This window comes from Pseudomonas sp. DF5, assembly GCF_058148225.1.
On sequence record NZ_JBYVYM010000001.1, the window covers coordinates 273,650 to 292,453 of the forward strand.

Annotated in this window: 15 protein-coding genes and 1 pseudogene; 13 read left to right on the forward strand and 3 right to left on the reverse strand. The window is 60.6% G+C overall.

Annotated elements, in window-relative coordinates:
* Nucleotides 1–19: 19 nt before the first annotated feature.
* From tssB to tssH, 10 genes are all read left to right on the forward strand, one after another.
* On the forward strand, nt 20–529 hold the full coding sequence (gene tssB / locus AC30D7_RS01305) for a type VI secretion system contractile sheath small subunit (RefSeq protein ID WP_007894500.1): 510 nt from the start codon (nt 20–22) through the stop codon (nt 527–529).
* A 15-nt stretch (nt 530–544) separates the two neighbouring features.
* Entirely contained in the window at nt 545–2,038 is a 1,494-nt protein-coding gene (tssC, locus tag AC30D7_RS01310; RefSeq protein WP_490132736.1) for a type VI secretion system contractile sheath large subunit, read from the forward strand.
* A gap of 234 nt (nt 2,039–2,272) precedes the next feature.
* Complete coding sequence (locus tag AC30D7_RS01315; RefSeq protein WP_490132737.1) at nt 2,273–2,761, forward strand: Hcp family type VI secretion system effector; 489 nt, start codon at nt 2,273–2,275, stop codon at nt 2,759–2,761.
* An 82-nt stretch (nt 2,762–2,843) separates the two neighbouring features.
* Nucleotides 2,844–3,302, forward strand: a complete 459-nt coding sequence (locus tag AC30D7_RS01320) for a type VI secretion system amidase effector protein Tae4 (RefSeq protein ID WP_028939182.1) — start codon at nt 2,844–2,846, stop codon at nt 3,300–3,302.
* Entirely contained in the window at nt 3,299–3,739 is a 441-nt protein-coding gene (locus AC30D7_RS01325; protein WP_019580414.1) for a hypothetical protein, read from the forward strand. Before AC30D7_RS01320 ends, AC30D7_RS01325 begins: the two co-directional genes overlap by 4 nt.
* 89 nt (nt 3,740–3,828) lie before the next feature.
* Nucleotides 3,829–4,248 carry a hypothetical protein gene (locus AC30D7_RS01330; RefSeq protein ID WP_490132738.1) on the forward strand — a complete coding sequence of 140 codons (420 nt, stop codon included), beginning with the start codon at nt 3,829–3,831 and terminating at the stop codon, nt 4,246–4,248.
* Nucleotides 4,242–4,754, forward strand: a complete 513-nt coding sequence (tssE, locus tag AC30D7_RS01335) for a type VI secretion system baseplate subunit TssE (protein WP_490132739.1) — start codon at nt 4,242–4,244, stop codon at nt 4,752–4,754. Before AC30D7_RS01330 ends, tssE begins: the two co-directional genes overlap by 7 nt.
* Nucleotides 4,751–6,610, forward strand: coding sequence for a type VI secretion system baseplate subunit TssF (gene tssF / locus AC30D7_RS01340; protein WP_490132740.1), 1,860 nt, complete (start codon nt 4,751–4,753; stop codon nt 6,608–6,610). The genes tssE and tssF overlap by 4 nt, the downstream gene beginning before the upstream one ends.
* Nucleotides 6,574–7,626 (forward strand): type VI secretion system baseplate subunit TssG, encoded by a 1,053-nt coding sequence (tssG, locus tag AC30D7_RS01345; RefSeq protein ID WP_490132741.1) that lies wholly within the window; start codon nt 6,574–6,576, stop codon nt 7,624–7,626. The genes tssF and tssG overlap by 37 nt, the downstream gene beginning before the upstream one ends.
* Nucleotides 7,619–10,297, forward strand: a complete 2,679-nt coding sequence (gene tssH, locus AC30D7_RS01350) for a type VI secretion system ATPase TssH (protein WP_490132742.1) — start codon at nt 7,619–7,621, stop codon at nt 10,295–10,297. The genes tssG and tssH overlap by 8 nt, the downstream gene beginning before the upstream one ends.
* Nucleotides 10,298–10,426: 129 nt before the next feature.
* On the opposite strand, the gene AC30D7_RS01355 is transcribed toward tssH, so the two are convergent.
* From AC30D7_RS01355 to AC30D7_RS01365, 3 genes and pseudogenes are all read right to left on the reverse strand, one after another.
* Nucleotides 10,427–10,690 carry a hypothetical protein gene (locus AC30D7_RS01355; protein ID WP_477746240.1) on the reverse strand — a complete coding sequence of 88 codons (264 nt, stop codon included), beginning with the start codon at nt 10,688–10,690 and terminating at the stop codon, nt 10,427–10,429.
* 88 nt (nt 10,691–10,778) lie between these two features.
* On the reverse strand, nt 10,779–11,312 hold the full coding sequence (locus tag AC30D7_RS01360) for a hypothetical protein (RefSeq protein ID WP_490132743.1): 534 nt from the start codon (nt 11,310–11,312) through the stop codon (nt 10,779–10,781).
* 354 nt (nt 11,313–11,666) lie between these two features.
* Nucleotides 11,667–11,747 (reverse strand): annotated as a pseudogene (locus AC30D7_RS01365) (hypothetical protein); the annotation flags it as partial.
* A 250-nt stretch (nt 11,748–11,997) separates the two neighbouring features.
* Here AC30D7_RS01365 and AC30D7_RS01370 point away from each other — a divergent pair.
* From AC30D7_RS01370 to AC30D7_RS01380, 3 genes are read left to right on the forward strand one after another with little or no spacing between them, the layout of a single operon-like run.
* A complete protein-coding gene (locus AC30D7_RS01370) occupies nt 11,998–13,935 on the forward strand; it encodes a type VI secretion system Vgr family protein (RefSeq protein ID WP_490132744.1) in 1,938 nt (645 codons plus the stop codon).
* 18 nt (nt 13,936–13,953) lie between these two features.
* Nucleotides 13,954–14,388, forward strand: coding sequence for a DcrB-related protein (locus AC30D7_RS01375; protein ID WP_052967849.1), 435 nt, complete (start codon nt 13,954–13,956; stop codon nt 14,386–14,388).
* Between the two features lie 12 nt (nt 14,389–14,400).
* Nucleotides 14,401–18,801: an RHS repeat-associated core domain-containing protein gene (locus AC30D7_RS01380; protein WP_490132745.1), complete on the forward strand. Its 4,401-nt coding sequence runs from the start codon at nt 14,401–14,403 to the stop codon at nt 18,799–18,801.
* The last annotated feature ends 3 nt before the right edge of the window (nt 18,802–18,804 follow it).

The following is an 18,804-nucleotide window of genomic DNA, read 5'->3' on the forward strand; positions in this document are numbered from 1 at the left end:
AGCGACCAGGAGCAGCAACGTGGCGAAGCAAAGTTCTCAGAAATTCATCGCGCGCAACCGCGCGCCTCGAGTGCAGATCGAGTACGACGTCGAGCTCTACGGCGCCGAGAAAAAGGTCCAGTTGCCCTTCGTCATGGGCGTCATGGCGGACCTTGCCGGCAAACCCGCCGAGCCTCTGGCACCTGTGGCCGATCGCAAATTCCTTGAAGTGGACGTGGACAACTTCGACTCCCGCCTCAAGGCCATGCAGCCACGCGTCGCGTTCCACGTGCCCAACGAGCTGACTGGCGAAGGCAACCTGAGCCTGGACATCACGTTTGAAAGCATGGACGACTTCAGCCCGGCCGCCGTGGCACGCAAGGTCGACTCGCTGAACAAGCTGCTCGAAGCACGCACCCAATTGGCGAACCTGCTGACCTACATGGACGGCAAGACCGGCGCCGAAGAAATCATCATGAAGGCCATCAAGGACCCGGCGCTGCTCCAGGCACTTGCCAGTGCACCCAAGCCCGCCGAGCCTCAGGCTTAATCAGGACGAATGATCATGACCGATCCAGTACGCGCAGACGCCCAGACACTGGGCACCACCGAAGAAGCCAGCGAGTTCGCCTCCCTGCTGCTGCAAGAATTCAAACCCAAGACCGACCGCGCCCGCGAAGCCGTCGAGACCGCCGTGCGCACCCTGGCCGAACAGGCCCTGGCGCAGACCGACCTGGTGTCCAACGACGCCATCAAGTCGATCGAGTCGATCATCGCCGCCATCGACGCCAAGCTCACCGCCCAGGTCAACCAGGTCATCCATCACCCAGAGTTCCAGCAACTGGAAAGCGCCTGGCGTGGCTTGCACTACCTGGTCAACAACACCGAGAGCGACGAGCAGCTCAAGATCCGCGTGCTCAACATCTCCAAGACCGACCTGCACAAGACCCTGAAGAAATTCAAGGGCACCGCATGGGACCAGAGCCCGATCTTCAAAAAGATGTACGAAGAAGAATACGGCCAGTTCGGCGGCGAACCTTACGGCTGCCTGGTAGGCGATTACTACTTCGACCAGTCGCCGCCGGATGTCGAATTGCTGGGTGAACTGTCGAAAGTCTGCGCCGCCATGCACGCGCCGTTCATTGCCGCCGCCTCGCCGACCGTGATGGGCATGGGCTCGTGGCAGGAACTGTCGAACCCGCGCGATCTGACCAAAATCTTCACCACCCCGGAATACGCCGGCTGGCGCTCGCTGCGTGAATCGGAAGACTCGCGCTACATCGGCCTGACCATGCCACGCTTCCTGGCGCGCCTGCCGTACGGTGCCAAGACCGACCCGGTGGAAGCCTTCGCCTTCGAAGAAAACACCGACGGCGCCGACAGCTCCAAGTACACCTGGGCCAACGCCGCTTACGCGATGGCGGTGAACATCAACCGCTCGTTCAAATACTTTGGCTGGTGCTCGCGCATTCGTGGTGTGGAGTCTGGCGGTGAAGTGGAAAACCTGCCGGCGCACACCTTCCCGACCGACGACGGTGGCGTGGACATGAAGTGCCCGACCGAAATCGCCATTTCGGACCGCCGCGAAGCAGAACTGGCGAAGAACGGTTTCATGCCGCTGCTGCACAAGAAGAACACCGACTTCGCCGCGTTCATCGGCGCCCAGTCGCTGCAAAAACCGGCCGAGTACGACGACCCGGATGCTACCGCCAACGCCAACCTGGCTGCGCGCCTGCCGTACCTGTTCGCTACCTGCCGTTTCGCTCATTACTTGAAGTGCATCGTGCGCGACAAGATCGGCTCCTTCAAAGAGAAGGACGAAATGCAGCGCTGGTTGCAGGACTGGATCCTCAACTACGTCGACGGTGACCCGGCGCACTCCACCGAAACCACCAAGGCCCAGCATCCGTTGGCTGCAGCTGAAGTGATCGTCGAGGACGTGGAAGGCAACCCGGGGTATTACAACTCCAGGTTCTACCTGCGTCCGCACTATCAGCTCGAAGGGCTGACGGTGTCGCTGCGTCTGGTATCCAAGCTGCCTTCGGCCAAAGGCGCATAAAACCTGCAGCGGCACGCTTGTGTGGGAGCCGGGCTTGCCCGCGATGGCATCAACGCGGTCCGGCTGAAAACCGCAGTGCCTGCATCGCGGGCAAGCCTCGCTCCCACAGATCCTGTTCCTTGACTGGCATTGGGACAGACCCGAAAAGAGCGTGATGCTGCAGGAGCTTTGAACAGATTTTCGCAAGGTCGGCGTTAACCAAACAATGTGGTAGAGACCACACAGGGAGAAAACATGGCTGTTGATATTTTCATCAAGATCGGCGACATCAAGGGCGAGTCCATGGACAAGGCCCACAAGGACGAAATCGACGTCTTGAACTGGAGCTGGGGCATGTCCCAGTCCGGCAATATGCATACGGGCAGCGGCGGCGGTGCAGGCAAGGTGAATGTCCAGGACCTGTCGCTGACCAAATACGTCGACAAAGCCACGCCCAACCTGATGATGCACTGCGCCAGCGGCAAGCACATCGACAAGGTCAAGCTGACCGTGCGCAAGGCCGGCGGCGAAAGCCAGGTCGAGTACATGATCATCAACCTGGAAGAAGTGCTGATCAGCTCCCTGAGCACCGGCGGCTCGGGCAGCGATGATCGCCTGACCGAAAACGTCACCCTGAACTTCGCCAAGGTGCTGGTGGACTACCAGCCGCAAAAGGCCGATGGCACCAAGGAAGGCGGGCCGGTCAAGTTCGGCTGGAACATCCGCCAGAACGTCAAGGTGTAATCGAACGTGCCCCCGTCGTTATGCGTCGGGGGCATTTTGGTGCTTGCTCGAATCCAATCCTTTCCCATCCGGTGTCTGAGTCATGGCCAAGCCTTCGTTTATTAATTTGTGGAAAGCGTATTCCGATCTCCTGGTCACGTACCCTGATGCAAAGCCCTGTGATGGCCCTTGGGAAAACCAGTGTGCTATCCGCATGAGCATGACGCTCAACACAGAGCTGACCATCAAGGTCAACAAATCCACCTATACCGAACCCAAGTGTGCACATGAGCACGCCCGGGGTGCCGAGTCGCTGGCGAACTGGTTGTGGAAGCATCATCTGGGGCGGCCACTGATTCTCGGTGGAAGTGCCGAAGAACGTCGGAAGTTGCAAGACAAGACCGGGCTCATCTTCTTCAAGGATTGTTTCCAGCAGACAGGAGAGTCATCGGACAGTCGCACCGGCGACCATATCGACCTGTGGAATCGCGGCCTGACCATCGGCCGGTATAGCGACCCATCCTACCGATCCCGAGCCATCTGGTTCTGGGAGCTGACATGATCAAGTCCAGCCGAAACGCTGTGGTCCTGTGTTGCGTATTGTCGAGTGTATCCGCGTGCGCCGACCAGCAAGCCCCGTCTGCTGCCGCAGACCAGGTAGTCACCCTGGGCGCACAACAGCTGACACTGGAGAACGACCAGCAGCGCTGCGTGTTGCGTAAACCGGATCGGAGCGTGCTGCCACTTGAAATGCCATGGCCTTGCCAATTTGCGGTCGACCGCCAAGGCAAGCCGCACGTCGAGTCCTTCAACAATGTGCCGATTGCCATCGTGCTGCACATAAGCGTTGACCCTGCGAACAGTCGCGACTGTCGGTCCGAGTACCGCGCCGTACGCCAGATCAAAGGCCAGCTCGAACCTTCGGTGGTTTCTCGCAGTGCCAGTTGCCTGCGCGGTGCAGGCGATCAGAAAGACTACACAGCGCTTTTCACTTGGTAAGCGACTTCACATGCAATCACTTACGACTCTGCGCATCGCGCAAAACAGGTTGGGCTTTGAGGGTTGAAATGATCAAACGAACCCTGTTGATGCTGCTGTCCGGCTGCCTGCCGTTGAGCCTCAACGCCTGGGCCGGGCAGCAACCACTTGCTGCCCCCAGCAATGAAGTCATTGTCGCCGGACAAACATTGACTCTGGAAAACCACGATCAGCAATGTGCGTTACGCAAACAGGACCAAAGCATCTTGAAACTAGACATGCCGTGGCCTTGTTTTCTGAGTGTCAACCGTGAGGGTCAGCCACGGGTCGAAACCTTCAACAACGCCCAAATCATTATCGTGGAGCACTCCACGCCCGAGCCCCCTCCCAGCCGTGCTTGTGACGCTCGGTATCAGGCCATCCGCCAAATCAAAGGTCAGCCCATGGAAGTGTCAAACGTCGCCCATAGTGCTGGCTGCATGACCGGCGGCATGGACCAGAAAAATTTCGTGGCGCATTTCTCGTGGTAACCGAAATCGCCACCCGTGATCGCCTGCAACCGTCCCTGCTGGATCGGTTGACCGACGACGACCCAAGCAACCTCAAGGAAAGCGCCGACAAGCGCGTACTGTCCCTGACCCAACTCAAAGCCTCGGTGCTGCGGGACCTGGCGTGGCTGCTCAACACCACGTCTTTGCTCAGCGCCGATGCGACCCTGCACACACCGGCCGGCACTTCGGTGATCAACTTCGGGCTGCCGGCGCTGGCCGGCAACAGTGCATCGAACGTCGATATCGCGGCGCTTGAAGCACTGATCCACCAGGCCATCGCCACGTTCGAGCCGCGGATTCTGCGCCATACCCTGCGCGTGCGAGCCCGGGCATCCGCCGAGATGAATCACAACGCCCTGAGTTTCGAGATCGAAGGCGACCTCTGGGCCCAGCCAGTGCCGCTGCGCCTGATGCTGCAAACCGATCTGGATTTGGAATCCGGCCATGTGCGAGTGGTCAACGCCGACCAGCGGAGACACTCATGAACCCGCGCCTGCTGGAGCTGTACAACCAGGAACTGCACCACGTGCGCGAAAGCGCGGCGGAGTTCGCCCAGGAATACCCAAAAATCGCCAGTCGGCTGACGTTGTCTGGCATGGACTGCGCCGACCCGTACGTCGAGCGCTTGCTGGAAGGGTTCGCCTACCTGACGGCGCGGGTACAGCTCAAGCTCGATGCCGAATACCCGACCTTCACCCACAACCTGCTGGAAATCGCCTACCCCCATTACCTGGCGCCGACACCCTCGATGACCGTGGTGCAATTGCAGGCCGACCCCGATGAAGGCTCGCTGAGCAGCGGCTTCCCGTTGCCCCGGGATACGGTTCTGCGCGCAGCCCTGGGTCGCGAAAGCCAAACCTGCTGCGAGTACCGCACCGCCCATGCGGTGACGTTATGGCCATTGCAGGTCAGCCATGCCGAGTACTTCGGCAACCCATCCGCCGTGCTCGGGCGGCTGGCCGCCAGCGCCCCCAAGGCCAAGGCCGGCCTGCGCCTGACACTGCGCACCGGCGCCGAACTGCCGTTCAACAGTCTGGCCCTGGACAACCTGCCGTTGTACCTCAACGGTGCGGACGAGCAGCCCTTCCGCCTCTACGAACAGCTGCTGGGCAACGCCTGCGCCGTGTTCGCCCGCCAGCCCGGCGCCGATTGGGTGGAACGCCTGCCGCAGGACGCCCTGCGTTCCGTGGGGTTCGACGATGCCGACGCCGCGTTGCCAGTGGTCTCGCGAGCCTTCCAGGGTTATCGCCTGTTGCAGGAATACTTCGCCCTGCCCCGCCGCTTTCTGTTTGTCGACTTCACCGGGTTGAGCCGCGCGGTCAAACGCTGCCAGGGCCAGGAGCTGGAATTGATCGTGCTGTTCGACCGTCACGATCCGAGCCTGGAAGGCAGTGTCGGTGCCGCACAGTTCCTGCCGTTCTGCACCCCGGCAATCAACTTGTTTCCCAAGCGCCTGGATCGCATCCACTTGTCGGAACGGGTGAATGAACACCATGTGATCGCCGACCGTACCCGGCCGATGGATTTCGAGATTCATTCCCTGACCGCCCTCACCGGCCACGGCACCGGGGCGGAGCAGCCTTTTTTGCCGTTCTATGCGGTACGCGATCCGTCTCGCTACGGCCGCGATCAGGCCTGGTACACGGTGCGGCGCGAACCCCGCGTGTTGTCCAGCGGCCAGCGACGCAACGGCCCGCGCTCGACGTACATCGGCAGCGAAACCTTCGTCAGCCTGGTAGACAGCCAGCAGGCGCCCTATCGCCATGACCTGCGCCAACTGGGCGTAACGGCGTTGTGTACCAACCGCGACCTGCCGCTGTTCATGAGCGTGGGCAACAGCAAGACCGATTTCACTCTGGCCGACAGTGCACCGGTCGCTGCGGTGCGCTGCGTGGCAGGCCCGAGCCGCCCACGCGCCAGCCATGCCCACGACGCCAAGGCCTGGCGGTTGATCAGCCAGCTTTCACTGAACTACTTGTCCCTCAGCGAACAAGGCCAGGGGGCCGCCGCCCTGCGCGAGCTGCTGCGTCTGTATGGCGATGACAACGATGCAGCCTTGCAGTTGCAGATCGAAGGCCTGCGTGAAGTCAGCAGCAAGGCCTGTACCCGACGTTTGCCGATGCCCGGCCCGATCGTGTTTGGCCGTGGGCTGGAGATCACCCTGGAATTCGATGAAAACGCGTTTCGCGGCACCGGGGTCTTCTTGCTCGGCGCCGTGCTCGAACGCTTCCTGGCACGTTACGTGTCGATCAACAGTTTTACCGAGACGGTGATCCGTACCACCGAACGCGGCGAGATCATGCGATGGAAAGCCAAGCCCGGACGCCGTCCGACCCTGTGAATACCCTGGACGCAATGCAACAGGAACCCTGGGAGTACGACTTCTTCCAGGCGTTGCGGCGCATCGAGTGCGAATCGCCCGAGCTACCGCGCCTGGGCCGTTCGTCACGCCTGGCCGATGATCCCCTGCGCCTTGGGCAACAGGCCGATTGCACCTTCGCCCCTTCGACCCTGGCCTCGGTGCAGCCGGGCATCGACGGTTCGCCGGCGCGCCTGGAGCAATTCTTTTTCGGCCTCGGCGGCCCCAACGGCCCATTACCGTTGCACCTCACCGAATATGTGCGCGAACGCCAGCGCAACAACGCCGACAGCACCAGCAAACGCTTTCTGGATGTGTTCCATCATCGCCTGCTGAGCCTGTTTTACCGGGCCTGGGCCGAAGCGCGGCCGACGGTCAGCCATGATCGCCCCGACGATGACTACTGGTCGGCACGCCTGGCAGCACTGAGCGGCAGAGGCATGCCAAGCCTGCTCGAACAGGGGCTGATCCCCGACACCGCGAAGCTGCATTACAGCGGTCATCTGTCGGCGCAAACCCGCTACCCGGACGGTTTGAAAGCCATTATCAGCGAGTACTTCGGCCTGCCGGTGGAGATCGAAGAGTACGTCGGCCAATGGCTTGAGTTGCCGGAGCGCAGCCGCGTGGGTGTCGGCGCCCATCAATTGGGCGTGGATTTTTGCCTGGGCCGTTACGTCTGGGATCGCCAACACAAATTCCGCATACGCCTGGGGCCGCTCAAGCTGGATGACTACATGGGCATGCTGCCCGGCAGTCAACCCTTCAATGAGCTGGTGACTTGGGTGGCCGAATACCTGGGCCATGAACTGGACTGGGACCTGAACCTGATTCTGGAACAGCCCGAAGTCCCGGCGTTGCAACTCAATGGCCGCTTTCGCCTGGGGTTCAACATGTGGCTGGGCCGGCCCGAAAAGGATGCCAAGGATTTAATACTGGCCCGGCATTACGCCGAGCAAGTCAACACCTCACAGATCTCAAGGAGCCAAGAGCATGGGTGAAATCAGTCGCGCCGCGTTGTTCGGCAAACTCAACAGCGTGGCCTACAAAGCCATCGAAGCCGCCACGGTGTTCTGCAAATTGCGCGGAAACCCTTACGTGGAACTGGCCCACTGGTTTCATCAGTTGCTGCAACTGCAGGACTCGGACCTGCACCGCCTCATCCGCCAGTTCAATATCGAGCCGGCACGCCTGGCCCGTGACCTGACCGAAGCCCTGGACCGTTTGCCACGGGGTTCGACGTCAATCACTGACTTGTCTTCCCATGTGGAAGAAGCCGTGGAGCGTGGCTGGGTCTACGGCAGCCTGATGTTCGGCGAAAGCCAGGTGCGTACCGGTTATCTGGTGCTGGGCATCCTCAAGACCCCAAGCCTGCGCCATGGATTACTGGGACTGTCGGCAGAGTTCGACAAGATCAAGGTCGAGGCCCTGAGCGAGCGTTTTGACGAGTACGTCGGCGACTCGCCGGAAAATGCACTCAGCGCCAGCGATGGTTTCAACGCCGGCAGCGTGCCCGGTGAAGCCAGTGGCGCCATGGCCCCAAGTGCCATGGGCAAGCAGGAGGCGCTCAAGCGCTTTACCGTCGACCTCACCGAACAGGCCCGCAGCGGCAAGCTTGACCCGATTGTCGGGCGTGACGAAGAAATCCGCCAACTGGTAGACATCCTCATGCGCCGTCGGCAGAACAACCCGATTCTGACCGGTGAAGCCGGCGTCGGTAAAACCGCGGTGGTCGAAGGTTTTGCCCTGCGCATCGTCGCCGGGGACGTGCCGCCGGCGCTCAAGGATGTGGAACTGCGCAGCCTGGACGTCGGCCTGTTACAGGCCGGCGCGAGCATGAAAGGTGAGTTCGAACAGCGCCTGCGCCAGGTCATCGAAGACGTCCAGGCCTCACCAAAACCGATCATCCTGTTTATCGACGAAGCCCACACCCTGGTAGGTGCCGGTGGCGCCGCCGGCACCGGGGACGCGGCCAACCTGCTCAAGCCGGCCCTGGCCCGGGGCACCCTGCGCACCGTGGCCGCCACGACCTGGGCCGAGTACAAAAAGCATATCGAAAAAGACCCGGCCCTGACCCGCCGCTTCCAGGTGGTGCAAGTGGCCGAGCCGTCGGAAGACAAGGCGCTGTTGATGATGCGTGGCGTGGCCTCGACCATGGAAAAACACCATCAGGTGCAGATCCTCGACGAAGCCCTGGAAGCCTCGGTCAAACTGTCCCATCGCTACATCCCCGCGCGCCAGCTGCCGGACAAATCCGTGAGCCTGCTGGACACCGCCTGCGCCCGCGTTGCCATCAGCCTGCACGCCGTGCCGGCCGAAGTGGACGACAGCCGTCGGCGCATCGAGGCGTTGGAAACCGAGCTGCAGATCATCGCCCGCGAGCACGCCATCGGCATCGTCATCGGCGCCCGCCAAACCCAAAGTGAAAACCTGCTGAGTGCCGAGCGCGAACGCCTCGCCGAGCTGGAAAGTCGCTGGGCCGAAGAGAAAACCCTGGTAGACGAATTGCTCGCCACCCGCGCCACCCTGCGTGAACGCGTCGGCGTGGTGGACAGCGAGGACGGCAGCGAGACCAGCCACGCCTTGCGCGAAAAACTGGTGGACCTGCAACAGCGTCTCAGCGCCCTGCAAGGGGAAACGCCGTTGATTCTGCCGACGGTCGATTACCAGGCCGTGGCCTCGGTGGTCGCCGACTGGACCGGGATTCCGGTGGGGCGCATGGCCCGTAACGAACTGGAAACCGTGCTCAACCTCGACCTGCACCTGAAGAAACGCATCATCGGCCAGGACCACGCCTTGCAGATGATCGCCAAACGCATCCAGACCTCCCGCGCCGGCCTCGACAATCCGAGCAAACCGATTGGCGTGTTCATGCTCGCCGGAACCTCCGGCGTGGGCAAGACCGAAACCGCCCTGGCGCTGGCCGAAGCCATGTACGGCGGCGAGCAAAACGTCATCACCATCAACATGAGCGAATTCCAGGAAGCTCACACGGTGTCCACCCTCAAGGGCGCGCCACCGGGCTACATCGGCTATGGCGAAGGCGGCGTGCTGACCGAAGCCGTGCGGCGCAAACCCTACAGCGTGGTGCTGCTGGACGAGGTGGAAAAGGCCCACCCGGACGTGCACGAGATCTTCTTCCAGGTCTTCGACAAAGGCGTGATGGAGGACGGCGAAGGCCGGGTGATCGACTTCAAGAACACCTTGATTCTGCTGACCACCAACGCTGGCACCGAGCTGATTGCCCAGGTCTGCAAAGACCCGCAAAACGTGCCGGAGCCCGAAGAAATCGCCAAGGCCCTGCGCCAACCACTGCTGGAGATTTTCCCACCGGCCTTGCTGGGCCGCCTGGTGACCATTCCGTATTACCCGCTCAGCGACGAGATGCTCAAGGCCATTACCCGCCTGCAACTCAACCGCATCAAGAAGCGCGTGGAAAACACCCACAAAGTGGCTTTCGACTACGACGACGCGGTGATCGACCTGATCGTCTCCCGTTGCACCGAAACCGAAAGCGGCGGGCGGATGATCGACACCATCCTGACCAACAGTCTTCTGCCGGACATGAGCCGTGAGTTCCTCACCCGCATGCTCGAAGGCAAGGCGCTGGCAGGGGTACGGATCAGCACCCGGGATAACGAATTGCACTACGACTTCAGCGACGCCGCATGACCTGACCAGAACACGGTCAATGTGGGAGCAACTGTCTTGATGGTTTTTATTTTGAAGGCATATCGATAGACAGCTGAACTCCCACACTTGATCCGGTTCCGCCAGGGAAAAAGCGGCGCGAGCCCATCATCAGATGGCGGTGCCGCGGTTGGTACCCGGCTGGACAATCAACAGTTCGTCCACTTCACGCTTCCTGCAACGCATAACAAACGGCAGTGCAGCATCCGGGTCACGCTTAAAAAGATCAAAGGTCGCGCGATCAACTTCATAGTATTCCTCGTAGTCGACCATGCCGTTGCTGACCGGTATAGATACGTAAAATCGGCCCGAGTCTTGTTCGAAGCCCACAGAGAACATGTGTTCGCGACTTACCAAAACATCCTGAAATTTCACAGTCATCTCTAAAACGCCAATACCGTTCAACTGAGGTCGTTTAGTGAAATGCTTCCGACATCGATTACATCCAGCGATCCATAACTCATCAGATATTGGCAGGCACGCAGTCCGGTCCTCCAAGCTTGTCCCTGACGTTCAGGGCGGTACGCATCAACGGCTCCCATAAACCGCTCTCGCTGTTCCAGCTGCCACCAGCCCAACGTGTATCCAGGATAAGCGCTGCCTGATTGATCTCAAGCTGCCCTCGAAGGGCTAAGGCCACGGACCCCATGTCGATTTCGAACAGCTCGGCATAGAGCCCCTCGGGCTCCTCGCGCTTTTGGCTCAGGCAAAAAAGGTAGTACCAAACCCAGCCCGCTACGGCATAGATCGCCCGATTACGATCGGGGTAGGTCGCGAGAAGCTTGAGAAGAGCCGCCACGAAGCATGCAGGGAAGCTGGCATCCCGGGTCTGCTGCCAGTAACGCAACACCAGCAGATCGAAGGCTACGACAACGTTTTGCGGCTCATCGTTGTCGCTTTGGGCCTCCTGGAAGTAGAACGGCTCGCCTACGAGGAATTTATCCAACTCATCATTGGCCAGGGCAAGCAGCAATACATTCTCTGGATGGGTACTCATTGAAAACTCTCCCCTTGTTGCCATGACTCAGGCGTCCGTAAGAAGGTATTGGTCGGGCTGCGTCCACGAGATTCTCAAAAACTTACCGCTCAGCAAACCCATGTCTCGAAGGTATTCAAAGATTTCAGACGGGCACCATTCCTTACCCGCCGAAAAGGCCGCTCCCAGTAAACGTAGAGCATCAAATACCCTAGCCTTCTGCTTATCGTCCGGGACATCCAAAAAATAAACATCATTCTCTGCCGTCTTCGAAAACCCGATAGCATGCAAAGCGGAGTCCAGCGTGGGATCAATAATTCGAACGCGAATTGAGTCAGCGTCTGCTTTTTCCACGTATGCCTTTAGCGCTTCACTGAGCTTAAAAATATTGATGCTCTGGTCCTGCCAGGTATCGGGGATTTCGAGATCAGCTTCTTGAATGCGGTAAGAGGTCACAGTGATCGCCTTCCATGGACGTGAGGTGACGCGCGGAGGAGCAGATATTCAGGTAATGCCTGGCAACAATCAAGAACCTGGTTCCTCTCCCTCAACTAACAAACTACATTATGGCTTCAGCGTTACCGCCCCAGGCGATCACGCTCCTCTGTACGAGCTGCCGAAGGTTGCAATCTCTTGATCTTTAAAGTCAAAAGGCTGCAATCTTCGGCAGCGTCAAAAGGATTGCGACAGCGAATAAGGACAGCCCATGTTATTCAACCAAGCCTCACGCCTAGCAAAAGTCACCAGCCCTCTCGGGCCGGAGGTGCTGTTGCTCAAAGACATGGGCGGCAGCGAAGAGCTGGGGCGGCTGTTCAACTATGAGTTGCAGCTGCACTCGCTGGACAACGCCATCGACCTCAACCAGTTGCTCGGCAAACCCATGTGCCTGAGCCTGCAACTGGACGGCGGTGGCGAGCGTCATTTCCATGGCATCGTTGCCCGTTGCAGCCAGAACGTCGACCAGGGTCAATTCGCCAGTTATCAAGCCACACTGCGGCCCTGGCTGTGGCTGCTGACTCGCACCTCCGATTGCCGGATTTTCCAGAACCTGAGCATCCCGCAGATCATCAAGCAGGTGTTTCGCGACCTCGGTTTTTCCGATTTCGAAGACGCCCTGAGCCGGCCCTATCGCGAGTGGGAATACTGCGTGCAGTATCGCGAAACCAGCTTCGATTTCGTCAGCCGCCTGATGGAGCAGGAAGGGATCTACTACTTCTTTCGTCATGAACAGGATCGTCACGTGCTGGTGCTGGCCGATGCTTATGGCGCTCACGCCAGCACACCCGGCTACACCTCGGTGCCCTACTACCCAAAAAATGAACAGCAGCGCGAACGCGATCACATCTTCGATTGGCACCTGGCGCAGCAGGTCCAGCCGGGCTCGCTGGAACTCAACGACTACGACTTTCAGCGCCCCAGCGCGCGCATCGACGTGCGCTCGGCCATGCCCCGTCCGCATACCGCCGGCGATTATCCGCTGTACGACTACCCCGGCACCTATGTGCAAAGCGAAGACGGCGAACACTACGCACGTACCCGCATCGAAGCCTTGCAGACCCTGCACGAACAGGTCGAGCTGGCCGGCAACGCCCGAGGCCTGGGGTCGGGTCATTTGTTCAGCCTCACCGGCTTCAGCCGCCAGGACCAGAACCGCGAATACCTGATCGTCGGCGCCCGCTACCACATTGACCAGGAAAGCCTGGAAACCAGCGGTGGCGTGGCTTCGGCACAGTTCGAAAGCAGCCTGACCTGCATAGATGCACAACAAAGCTATCGCCCCCTGCCCAACACCCACCGCCCAATCGTCAAAGGCCCGCAGACCGCACTGGTGGTCGGCCCCAAGGGCGAGGAAATCTGGACCGACCAGTTCGGCCGGGTGAAAGTGCATTTCTATTGGGACCGTCACGACCAATCCAACGAAAACAGCTCGTGCTGGATTCGCGTGTCGCAATCCTGGGCCGGAAAAAACTGGGGCTCGATGCAGATCCCGCGGATCGGCCAGGAAGTGATCGTCAGCTTCCTCGAAGGCGATCCGGATCGGCCGATCATCACCGGCCGCGTCTACAACGCCGAACAGACCGTGCCCTACGACTTGCCGGAAAACGCTACCCAGAGCGGCATGAAAAGCCGTTCGAGCAAGGGCGGCTCGCCGGCCAATTTCAACGAAATCCGCATGGAAGACAAAAAAGGCGCCGAGCAGTTGTACATCCATGCCGAGCGCAATCAGGACATCGTGGTCGAGGTGGATGAAAGCCACTCGGTGGGTCACGACCGCAACAAAAGCATCGGGCATAACGAGACGGTGACCATCGGCAACAACCGGCTGCGCATCGTCAAGCAGGAAGACATTCTGTCGGTGGGCCAGCGCAAGACCGACAGCATCAGCCAGAGCTACGTCATCGAAGTGGGCGAAAACCTGCGGCTGGTATGCGGCGAAAGCATCCTGGAGCTCAATGCCAGCGGCCAGATCAACCTGACCGGCGTGCAAATAAGCTTCTATGCCAGCGGTGACGCCGAGATCAACACCGGCGGCGTGCTGCACCTGAACAACGGCGGCGGCCCTGGCGCCACGCCTGACGGCCAGGGCGTCAAGGCCAGCATCGACGCCAATATCAATGCCGCATTCCCCAAGCCCAAGGGCTAACCACGAGATTCAAGCGCCATGACTTACCGCATCAATGAGTTCCAGTTCCAGCTGCCGGCAGGCGAGCTGCAAGACGCGACGATCAACATCCTCAAGTTCCCCGAACTGGGCACCTCGCTGATTGTCAGCCGCAGCTTGCTGGCCGAGGGCGAAACCCTGCAAAGCAACTTCGACGACCAGCTCAAGCGCCTGGAAAAACAAGTGCAGGACTTGCGTTTTCAGCCGGGCGTCGCCGTGCGCCTGGGCGCCAGCCAAGAGGTCGAAGGCATCGAGTTGCGCAGCCAGTTCAACAAGGGCAACGACAAAGTCTTCCAATATCAGTTGGCGCTGGTATTGCCCGGCACCCGTAAAATGCTCGCCCTGAGCTACGTGAAGGCGGAAAAACTCGGCGATGCCGAAGCCGCGCATTGGGCGACCATCAAGAGTTCGCTGTTGTTCGACGTTCCGGCCTGATGAGCACCCTGCATGTCTGACGCACTCTGGGCCGCCCGCCTGGGCGATGCACTCGACCACACCTCGATGATGGCCGACATTCTTGGCGGCGTGCTGGAGGTGGCAGCCAACATCGCGATCACCGCGCTGGCCACGGCTGCCGTGGTGGCGGCCACGGGCATCACTGTCGCCACCGGCGGCCTCGGCTGCTTCCTGCTCGGCGCGGTGGTGGGCACCATCGTCGGCCTTGCCATGAGCAAAACCGGGGCCGACAAGGGCTTGAGCAACCTGTGCGAGAGTTTCAGCAATTCGCTGTTTCCGCCCACGGTGCAGGCGACGATTCTCACCGGTTCCACCAATACCCTGACCAACAACATGCCCGCCGCCCGGGCCGCCGGGGCGATTCCGTCCCATGTCGCGCCGGCCGGCACCGAGCTGGAAATACCCGAGCCCGAAGCCGAAGCCAGTTACCTGGACATGGCCGAAAGCTTCTTCTCCCAGATGTGGCGCCCCACCGTCGCCACCCCGGCGCCCGGCGCCGTGCCCAAGCCGCTGGACCTGCTCGTCTGCATGAAGCATCCGCCGATGCCGCCGCAGTTCATGGCCGAGGGCTCGGACAAGGTCACCATCAACGGCCAGCCCGCCGTGCGCAGCGGCGACCGCAGCACCTGCGATGCCAAGGTCGTTTCGTCCGGGCTGATTTCCTCCAACGTGACCATTGGCGGCGGTTCGGTGGTGGTGCGCGAGATCCGCAGCGGCAAGACCCCGGGCGTGGGGCTGGCGGTCACCGCGTTGCTGATGCTCAAGGGCGGCAAGGGCAAGTTCTTCAGCAAATTGCCGTGCATGCTGATCGGCGGCGCGACGTCGATGGCCGTCAGCAGCGCCATGGGCGCCATGGCCAACGCCGCCATGGGTTCGTCGAATCCGGTGCATGCTGCGACCGGGGCCAAGGTGCTGGGAGGCGATGAAGAGCTGGACTTCGTGCTGCCGGGCATCTTGCCGATCGATTGGCAGCGCTTCTACAACAGCCGCGACGAACGCCGCGACAGCTTGTTCGGCGCGGGTTGGAGCGTGTCCTACGAGGTGCGGGTTGAAATCCTGCCTCACCCGGAGGGCGGGGAAACGCTGGTGTACACCGATGAACAGGGCCGGCGCATCGATATGGGCTCGATTCCTCTGGGCGGTGCGGTGTTCAGCGCGGGTGAAGGGCTGAGTGTTCGGCGGCACGTTAATGGACAACTGTTGATTGAAAGCGATGACGGCATGTACCGCTTGTTCAATCCGACGCCGGGCAATGCAGCGCTGCTGCGCCTTGACCAATTGGGCGACCGCAACGACAACCGCATCCACCTCGACTATGACGACACCGGACGGTTAGCGCGCCTGCGGGACACCTTCGATCTGGTGCAGGTCGAGCTGATTCAAGAAGGCGGTCGTGTGGCTCGGGTGGAACGTCTGTACCCCGATCAACACCGCGAAGTACTCGTCAGTTACGGCTATGACGCAGCCGGCAACCTGGCCGAAGTGCGCGACGCCACCGGCCAGGTGCAACGGCGCTTCGCCTACGATGCCGGACGGCGGATGGTCGAGCATCAGTTGCCCACGGGGCTGCGTTGTTTCTATGAATGGGCCTTGATCGAAGACCTTGAATGGCGCGTGGTCGGGCACTGGACCGACGAGGGCGACACTTACCAGTTCGACTATGACCTGAAGGCCGGTGTCACACGCATCACCGACGGCTCACAGCGCATCAGCACACGACGCTGGAACACCCAGCACCAGATCACCGAATACACCGACAACCTCGGCCAGACCTGGCAGTTCGAGTGGAACGACGAACGCCAATTGCTCAGCGCGACCGACCCGCTGGGCGGACGCTACGAATACAGCTACGACGACGCCGGCAACCTGATCGGAGAAACCGACCCGCTGGGCCGCAGTGACTCGACCTTATGGCTCGAACACTGGGCCTTGCCGCTGGTGGAAACCGATACCGCGGGCAACAGTTGGCAATATCGCTACGATCAGCGCGGCAACTGCATCGCCGAAACCGATCCGCTGGGCCATGTAACGCGGTACCGCTACGACACCCAGGGCCAGGTCGTCGAGATCATCGACGCCACCGGCAAAAGCAAAAGGCTGCGCTGGAACCCGTTCGGCCAACTGGTCGAACACATCGATTGCTCGGGTTATCCGACGCGGTTCAGCTATGACAACCGGGGCTATCTGCAAACGATCACCGATGCCCTCGGCGAACGCACCCAATTCAGTTACGACGCCCAGGGACGGTTGCTCAGCAGCCAATTGCCGGACGGCCGCACCGAGCAGTATCAGCGCGACGTCAGTGGCCAGTTGACCGGTTATACCGACCCCGCCGGGCACACCACCCTGTATCAACACAACCGCCGCGGCCAGGTGCGTCAGCGTACCGACGCCCATGGCCGGCAGGTGCAGTTCGGATATGACCGCTATGGGCGGCTGCAAGCGCTGACCAATGAGAATGGCGAAAGTTATCGCTTCGCCTGGGATGCAGGGGATCGGCTGACCGAACAGCAGGATCTGGATGGCAGTGCCAAGCGCTACACCTATGACCTGCTGGATAACGTCGCGGCGGTCACGGCTGTGCCGGCGCCTTACGGCAACGGCCTGGCCGTCGTCCCCGAGTCGCCCCCCGCTCCCATCGTTCACCGACTGGAACGCGACGCCGTCGGCCGGCTGATCGCCAAAGTCACCGACGATGGCCGCACCGACTACACCTACGACTCACTGGACCAGCTCACCGCCGTCACCTTCACCGACCACCAGGGCCACGCACAAACCCTGAGCTTCGCCTACGATGCCCTCGGCCAGTTGCTCACCGAACACAGCGCGGCTGGCAGCCTGCACTATCACTATGACGAACTCGGCAACCTGATCCAGACCCAACTGCCCGACGGCCGCTGGCTCAATCGCCTGTACTACGGCAGCGGCCACCTGCACCAGATCAACCTCGACGGCCAGGTCATCAGCGACTTCGAACGCGACCGCCTGCACCGCGAAGTGCTGCGCACCCAAGGCCAGCTCAGCACCCGCAGCGAATACGACCGCAGTGGACGCTTGCGCTCACGCCAACGCCGTCACAGCAGTCAGCCATCGCTGATGCCGGCAGCGGTGCAGAAACATTTCGAGTACGACCCCGCCGACAACCTGATCGGCAAACTCGACCAGCAACCCGCCACGCAACACCGCCAACTGCTGCACTACGACGCCACCGGCCGCATCATCGCCAGCCAGGACAGCCTGCACGGCCAGCGCGAAACCTTCGCCTACGACGCCGCCGCCAACCTGCTGGACGGCCCACAACCCGGCGCCGGGCTGGTGGTGCACAACAAACTGCTGACCTATCAGGACAAGCGTTATCGATATGACGCGTTTGGCCGGATGATCGAAAAACGCAGTGCTAAACGGGGCCTGCAACGCTTCGGTTACGATGCCGAAAGCCGGTTGATTGAAGTGCGCAATGAAAACGGCAGCGTGGTCAGGATGACCTACGACCCGTTGGGTCGACGCATCGAAAAAACCGAGCACGACACCAACGGCTACCCGCTCGGTGAAACCCGCTTCACCTGGGACGGCCTACGTCTGTTGCAGGAGCATCGCCATCAACAGACCAGCCTCTACCTCTACGAAGACGAAGGTTACGAACCCCTGGCCCGGGTTGATGGCACCGGCCCGCTGCAAAAAATCCGCTACTACCACAACGACCTCAACGGCCTGCCGGAACAACTCACCGAAGCGGACGGCCACAACGTCTGGCAGGCGAGTTATCGGGTGTGGGGCAACACGTTAGAAGAGGTGCGCGAGCCGTATTACATTGAGGAGCAGAACCTGCGGTTTCAGGGGCAGTACCTGGACCGGGAGACGGGGCTGCATTTCAATACGTTCAGGTTTTATGATCCGGATGTGGGGCGGTTTACGACGGCGGATCCGATTGGGTTGGAAGGTGGGCTCAATCTTTACCAATACGCTCCGAACCCTATCGGTTGGGCGGATCCATGGGGCTGGGCGTATGCCGGGGTAGATTTCACGGGAAGCAGTGATTTGTATCCGATTAAAGGCGCACAAAAAAATATCGTGACTATCAAGATGCAAGGCTCCAGGTCGCGTGACTTTACTCAAGCCTATAAAGAAGCCGGTATTCCAAGGAGTGCCAAGAAGGACTATACCTGGCACCACGTTGATGACTTCGACCCTAAAACGGGTAACACAACGATGCAGCTTGTCAGGAAATCTGCCCACGAAGCCACCTATCCCCATGGCGGCTCAGTTGCGCAATATGAGAAACATTTCAAAGTTAATTACGACAGCAGCGAATCAGTCCTAGCAGCGTCTAAGAAAGGCTGGCTCGCCAACAAGATTCCCAACACCAAAATCAAACCTGGGCGCTGCTCATGATTG

Bases quoted from the DNA above. Each gene is read 5' to 3' on its own strand.
- tssH (WP_490132742.1), top strand. From the start codon at position 7,619: ATGGGTGAAATCAGTCGCGCCGCGTTGTTCGGCAAACTCAACAGCGTG.
- AC30D7_RS01330 (WP_490132738.1), top strand. From the start codon at position 3,829: ATGCTGCTGTCCGGCTGCCTGCCGTTGAGCCTCAACGCCTGGGCCGGG.
- AC30D7_RS01360 (WP_490132743.1), bottom strand. From the start codon at position 11,312: ATGAGTACCCATCCAGAGAATGTATTGCTGCTTGCCCTGGCCAATGAT.
- AC30D7_RS01315 (WP_490132737.1), top strand. From the start codon at position 2,273: ATGGCTGTTGATATTTTCATCAAGATCGGCGACATCAAGGGCGAGTCC.
- AC30D7_RS01320 (WP_028939182.1), top strand. From the start codon at position 2,844: ATGGCCAAGCCTTCGTTTATTAATTTGTGGAAAGCGTATTCCGATCTC.
- tssG (WP_490132741.1), top strand. From the start codon at position 6,574: ATGGAAAGCCAAGCCCGGACGCCGTCCGACCCTGTGAATACCCTGGAC.
- AC30D7_RS01380 (WP_490132745.1), top strand. From the start codon at position 14,401: ATGTCTGACGCACTCTGGGCCGCCCGCCTGGGCGATGCACTCGACCAC.
- AC30D7_RS01325 (WP_019580414.1), top strand. From the start codon at position 3,299: ATGATCAAGTCCAGCCGAAACGCTGTGGTCCTGTGTTGCGTATTGTCG.
- AC30D7_RS01375 (WP_052967849.1), top strand. From the start codon at position 13,954: ATGACTTACCGCATCAATGAGTTCCAGTTCCAGCTGCCGGCAGGCGAG.
- tssF (WP_490132740.1), top strand. From the start codon at position 4,751: ATGAACCCGCGCCTGCTGGAGCTGTACAACCAGGAACTGCACCACGTG.
- tssC (WP_490132736.1), top strand. From the start codon at position 545: ATGACCGATCCAGTACGCGCAGACGCCCAGACACTGGGCACCACCGAA.
- AC30D7_RS01370 (WP_490132744.1), top strand. From the start codon at position 11,998: ATGTTATTCAACCAAGCCTCACGCCTAGCAAAAGTCACCAGCCCTCTC.